At 69.1% G+C, this 5412-nt stretch carries 6 protein-coding genes and 1 tRNA gene; 2 read left to right on the forward strand and 5 right to left on the reverse strand.

Annotation, left to right across the window (positions count from 1 at the left end):
- Positions 1–3 precede the first annotated feature (3 nt).
- The 3 genes from JNL41_RS19460 to JNL41_RS19470 all read right to left on the reverse strand — a co-directional run bounded on the left by JNL41_RS19460 (position 4) and on the right by JNL41_RS19470 (position 1433).
- Positions 4–93: transfer RNA gene (locus JNL41_RS19460), tRNA-Ser, on the reverse strand.
- 202 nt (positions 94–295) lie between these two features.
- Entirely contained in the window at positions 296–985 is a 690-nt protein-coding gene (locus JNL41_RS19465) for a PEPxxWA-CTERM sorting domain-containing protein (protein ID WP_293477833.1), read from the reverse strand.
- 175 nt (positions 986–1160) lie between these two features.
- Positions 1161–1433 carry a sel1 repeat family protein gene (locus JNL41_RS19470; protein ID WP_293477834.1) on the reverse strand — a complete coding sequence of 91 codons (273 nt, stop codon included), beginning with the start codon at positions 1431–1433 and terminating at the stop codon, positions 1161–1163.
- Positions 1434–1672: 239 nt separating this feature from the next.
- Here JNL41_RS19470 and JNL41_RS19475 point away from each other — a divergent pair, with 239 nt between their 5' ends.
- Positions 1673–2173, forward strand: coding sequence for an RcnB family protein (locus JNL41_RS19475; protein ID WP_293477835.1), 501 nt, complete (start codon positions 1673–1675; stop codon positions 2171–2173).
- Between the two features lie 24 nt (positions 2174–2197).
- Here the strand turns inward: JNL41_RS19475 and gatB are convergent, their stop codons facing one another.
- A complete protein-coding gene (gene gatB, locus JNL41_RS19480; RefSeq protein WP_293477836.1) occupies positions 2198–3715 on the reverse strand; it encodes an Asp-tRNA(Asn)/Glu-tRNA(Gln) amidotransferase subunit GatB in 1518 nt (505 codons plus the stop codon).
- A gap of 130 nt (positions 3716–3845) precedes the next feature.
- Here gatB and JNL41_RS19485 point away from each other — a divergent pair, with 130 nt between their 5' ends.
- A complete protein-coding gene (locus tag JNL41_RS19485; RefSeq protein WP_293477837.1) occupies positions 3846–4157 on the forward strand; it encodes a hypothetical protein in 312 nt (103 codons plus the stop codon).
- A 54-nt stretch (positions 4158–4211) separates the two neighbouring features.
- On the opposite strand, the gene gatA is transcribed toward JNL41_RS19485, so the two are convergent.
- Positions 4212–5412: Asp-tRNA(Asn)/Glu-tRNA(Gln) amidotransferase subunit GatA (gatA, locus tag JNL41_RS19490; RefSeq protein ID WP_293477838.1), on the reverse strand; the 1201-nt coding region annotated here is incomplete at its 5' end.

Genomic DNA, 5412 nt, shown 5'->3' on the forward strand with positions numbered 1-5412 from the left:
GGGTGGCGGTGACGGAGGGATTCGAACCCTCGATACGCTTTCACGTATGACGATTTAGCAAACCGTTGCCTTCAGCCACTCGGCCACGTCACCAGCGCGCGGACGCCTGGGCGTCCGCGGAGGGCGGTTCTTAGCGGACGATGCGGCGTCTGCCTAGACGCCTCGCAGCGGCCGGGTCGATCGGCGCACGCGTGCGAGGGCGTCCGCACGCGCAGACGCCCCGGCGGAAGACCGGGGCGTCGCGACCGGCGGCCTGCGTGGCCGCGCGGACGGTTCGGGCGAACCGTCGAATGCGTCAGGCGGCGGCCATCCGCCGGCGGCGGCCGCGCAGCATCGCGCCCGCGCCGCCGAAGCCCATGATCATCAGCGCCCAGGTCCCGGGCTCGGGCACGACGGCCGCCCCGGTGGAGAGCGTGATGGTCGGCGAGGCGCTCCGCTGCGTCGCCGAGCTGCTCACGGTGATGATGTACTTCTGCGTCACCGAATAGGTCCCGGCGCCGGTGGCGAAGGGCGTGTCGACGTTGCTCGACGCGCTGCCGATGGCGTTGTGATCGAACGACGCGAGCGTCGCGCCGCCGAACAACTGGTTGGACGACGAGATCAGCGTGTCCATGTGGACCTGCACGGGACCGCCCAGGTTGTTGCTGGTGAACGACGAGAAGAAGCTGTCGCCGAGGTCCGTGAGGTCGGTGCGCGTCACCCAGATCGTGATCGCCGCGGCGCCCGTGTCGATCGCGTTCACGGTGACGCTGTCGCTGTGCAGGAGGCCGGGCAGGTCCGGGGGCGCGGTGCCGACGATCGAGACGGTCTCGAAGCCGCCGCAGGTCCCGCCGCCGCCGCAGACGGCGTCGAAGGAGAACTCGCCGTCGCCGGCTTGCGAGTAAGCGGTGGTCACACCGTCGAAGGAGATGAAGACGGCCGCTTGCGCGGAAGTGGCGAGCAAGGCGGCAGCGGACGTCGCGGCCGCGAGAGCGAGGGTTTTCACGTGTCAAAGCCTCCACAGGGGGTCCCTGTGGCGCTCAACAAGAAGTGGACACAATTAGTTCCGGGGTCGCGGCGACGGGCCGCGACTTCAACCGCCGGGGCAAAGCAACGCCCGTGTCGTCCGCAAGCTCAGCAGCAGTCCATGCGCACGCTATTCACGGCGAAGCTCGGCAGCGTCAGCCCTGGGCCAGCCACTGGCGGGCCTGGCGCTGGGCCTCGGCCACGTCTTCGGACGCCATCTCTTCGGACAGTTCCTTGCGGTAGACCTTGGCCTCCACCGAGCCGCGCATGGCCGCCAGGTTGAACAGCATGTGGGCCGAGACGTAGTCGAGCGGCGCGCCGCCCTGCCCCGTCGAATAGAGCAGCCCCATGCGGAACAGCTCGTCGCCCGTCGCCTCCGGAGTCGGCAGCGGCAGGCCATCACACTTCGTGTCGATGCTCGCCAGCATGGTCTTCATTCCCATCCAGCGCCGGCCGACCCGACTTTTTCGGGCCTGTCGCCAGCCTATGGGCGAAGGAAACCAAGGTTCAGTTGAACACATGGTTAAGAGCGCTGTTGTGCATTCGACAGAATCGGAGCGCGGCCAATACGTCGCACCTTCGACCTCGGACCGCGCCGGGCGGCATCTCCGCGGGCGGCAAGACGTTCAGCGACAGTTCAGACCCTTCCGGGCATGATGCGGCCGGTATGAAGCGCCTGTTCCTCATGATCGCGGCGGTCGCGTGCGTGGCCGGACCGATGAGCGCCGACCTCGCCTTCGCGCAAGGTCGCGGCCACGGCCGCGGCGACGACCGCGGCCAGCGGTCCGAGCCGCGCGGCCAGCCGGGCCGCGGGGAAGGCCGGCGTGCGGAGGGCCGCGCCCCCGAGCGCCGCGAAGAGCGCGCCCGCGACGAGGAGCGCGGCGACCAGCGCCGGCGCTGGCAGGCCGACGATCGCCGCCAGCCCGCCCCGCCGCCACGCGACGACGGCCGCCGCCGCTACGAGGAGCGTCCGCCGCCGCAGTCGTTCGCGCCCGGCGCGCGCCGCGGCGGCTATCTGCCCGACCGGTTCAGGGGCGGCGTGGTCGAGGACTACCGGCGCTACCGCCTGCGCCCGCCGCCGCACGGCTACGCCTGGGTGCGGGTGGGCGCCGGCTTCGCCCTCGTGTCCGAGGGCACCGGCCAGGTCTTCGACGTGATCCCGGACTGACCGTGCCCCCGCGGGAGCGGGGCGTCAGAGCCCCAGCTTCGCCTTCAGCAGGCCGTTGATCACGCCGGGGTTCGCCTTGCCCTGGGTCGCCTTCATCACCTGGCCCACGAACCAGCCGATGGCCTGGGGCTTGTCCTTCACCGCGGCGGCCTGGCCGGGATTGGCGGCGATCAGGTCGTCGATGATCTTCTCCAGCGCGCCGGTGTCGCTGACCTGCTTCAGACCCTGCTTCTCGACGATCTCGCCGGGGGCGCCCTCGCCGGCCCACATGCGCTCGAACACGTCCTTGGCGATCTTCGACGAGATGGTCCCGTCCTCGATCAACTGGACCAGTTCGGCGATGGTCTCGGGTCCGATCGGCGAATCCTCGATCTCGACGCCGTCGGCCGTCAGCCGGGCGGCGAGGTCGTTCGTCACCCAGTTGGCGGTCAGCTTGGCGTCGCGCCCCTTGGCGGCGGCCTCGTAGTAGTCGGCCCTCGCCTGCTCGCCGATCAGCACGCCGGCGTCGTAGGCCGAGAGGCCGTACTGCGACTGGAAGCGCGCCTTCTTGGCGTCGGGCAGTTCAGGCAGCGCGGCCTCGATGCGCTTGATCCAGGCGGGATCCAGCTCCAGCGGCAGCAGGTCCGGGTCGGGGAAGTAGCGGTAGTCGTGCGCCTCTTCCTTCGAGCGCATCGAGCGGGTCTCGCCCTTGACCGGGTCGAACAGGCGCGTCTCCTGGTCGACCTTGCCGCCGTCCTCGAGGATGTCGATCTGGCGGCGCGCCTCGTACTCGATGGCCTGCTGCATGAAGCGGAACGAGTTGACGTTCTTGATCTCGCAGCGCGTGCCGAGATGCTCGAACGAGCCGGTCTCGCGGAACCTCTCGTAGTCGCCGGGACGGCAGACCGAGACGTTCACGTCGGCGCGCAGGTTGCCCTTCTCCATGTCGCCGTCGCACGAGCCGAGATAGATCAGGATCGTCCGGAGCTTCTTCACGTAGGCAACCGCCTCGTCAGACGTGCGCATGTCTGGCCGCGAGACGATCTCCATCAGGGCCGTGCCGGCGCGGTTCAGGTCGATGAAGGTGGCGTTCGGGTCCTGGTCATGCACGCTCTTGCCGGCGTCCTGCTCCAGGTGCAGGCGCTCGACGCGCACGGTGAAGGCCGATCCGTCGTCGCGCTCGACGAGGACTTCGCCCTCCCCCACGATCGGATCCTTGAACTGGCTGATCTGATAGCCCTGCGGCAGGTCAGGATAGAAGTAGTTCTTCCGGTCGAAGCGCGACCACGCGTTGATCTGCGCCTTGAGTCCCAGGCCGGTCTTCACCGCCTGCTCCACGCAGTGGCGGTTGATCACCGGCAGCATGCCGGGCATGGCCGCGTCGACGAGGCTCACCTGCTGGTTCGGGCCCGCGCCGAAGCCCACGGCGGCGCCGGAGAACAGCTTCGCGTTCGAGGCCACCTGGGCGTGGATCTCCAGGCCCAGAACCATCTCCCAGGGGCCGGTCCGGCCCTGGATCACTTTCTTCGCCTCGCCGGCGGGCGGGGGGTTCGCGTCAGTCATGAGGCGCGTACTACCCAAGGCCGCGACAAATCGGAAGCTTGCTCAGAAGTCACTTGCGTGACCGCCCCGAAATGGCCTCACTGGCGCCGCGTCTTAACGGCGCTCAGACCCGGGGATGAGGAACCTCCAAATGAAGACCATCGCTTTCGCTGCGGCTCTCGCCGTGGCCGCGATCGCTGCGCCTGCCCTGGCGCAGGACCACAAGGATCACGCCGAAGCCGCCGCCAGCGGCAAGATCAGCGTCGAGACCACGCCGATCGGCGACATCATCAAGAACGAGAAGGCCAAGGCGGCGCTGGAAGCGGCCCTGCCGCAGATCACGCAGTTCTACGACCAGATCGCCACCATGACGCTGTCGCAAGTGGCGCCCATGAGCCAGGGCGCGATCGACGACGCCAAGCTCAAGGAGCTTCAGGCCAAGTTCGACGAAGTCGCCAAGTAAGACCGCAAGGCCTGAATGCAGAAACGCCCGCCGGCGACGGCGGGCGTTTTTGTTTCACCACCACTTCTTCGGCTTGGCCGTAAAGCCGGCGGCCTTCTCGATGGCGCCGCCCAGGGAGAAGAGCGTGCCCTCGTCCAGGTTCCGGCCGATGAGCTGGAGGCCCAGCGGCAGGCCGTTGGCGTCGAGGCCCGCGGGAATGCTCATGCCGGGCAGGCCCGCCAGGTTCACCGTCACCGTGAAGATGTCGTTCAGGTACATCGCCACCGGATCGTCCGACTTCTCGCCCAGCGCGAAGGCCGCCGACGGCGCGGTCGGCGTCAGCAGGGCGTCGACCTTCTCCCAGGCCCGGTCGAAGTCCTCGGCGATGCGCGCGCGCACCTTGAGCGCCTTCAGGTAGTAGGCGTCGTAGTAGCCGGCCGAGAGCACATAGGTGCCGATCAGGATCCGGCGCTTCACCTCGGCGCCGAAGCCCTCGGCGCGGGTCTTCTCGTAGGTGTCGGTCAGGTTGGCGCCGTCGACGCGCAGGCCGTAGCGCATCCCGTCGTAGCGGGCGAGGTTCGACGAGGCCTCCGCGGGCGCGATGATGTAGTAGGCCGGAAGCGCATACCTGGTGTGCGGCAGGGACACCTCCACGATCTCGCAGCCGGCCTCCTTCAGCCAGGCGATACCCTGCTCCCACAGCTTCTCGATCTCGGCCGGCATGCCGTCGACGCGGTATTCCTTCGGAATGCCCACGCGCAGGCCCTTCACGGACTTGCCGACGAACGACGGGAAGTCCGGGACCTCGACCGGCAGGCTGGTGGAGTCCTTCGGGTCGTGGCCCGACATCGACTTCAGGAGGATCGCGGCGTCCTCGACCGAGCGCGCCATCGGCCCGGCCTGGTCCAGCGACGAGGCGAAGGCGACGATCCCCCAGCGCGAGCAGCGGCCGTAGGTCGGCTTGATCCCGACCGTGCCGGTGAAAGCGGCCGGCTGGCGGATCGAGCCGCCGGTGTCGGTGGCCGTGGCGCCGAGGCAGAGGTCGGCGGCGACCGCCGCGGCCGAGCCGCCCGACGAGCCGCCGGGCGTCAGGTTGGCGTTGGAGCCTTCGACCCGCCACGGGTTGGCCACCGGGCCCCAGGCCGAGGTCTCGTTGGACGAGCCCATGGCGAACTCGTCCATGTTGAGCTTGCCCAGCATGACCGCGCCGTCGCGCCAGAGCTGCGAGGTGACCGTGCTTTCGTAGGCCGGCTTGAAGTTGCGCAGGATCATCGAG

Origin of the sequence: Phenylobacterium sp., from assembly GCF_016793285.1 — a bacterium.
In the GTDB taxonomy this organism is placed as follows: Bacteria; Pseudomonadota; Alphaproteobacteria; order Caulobacterales; family Caulobacteraceae; genus Phenylobacterium.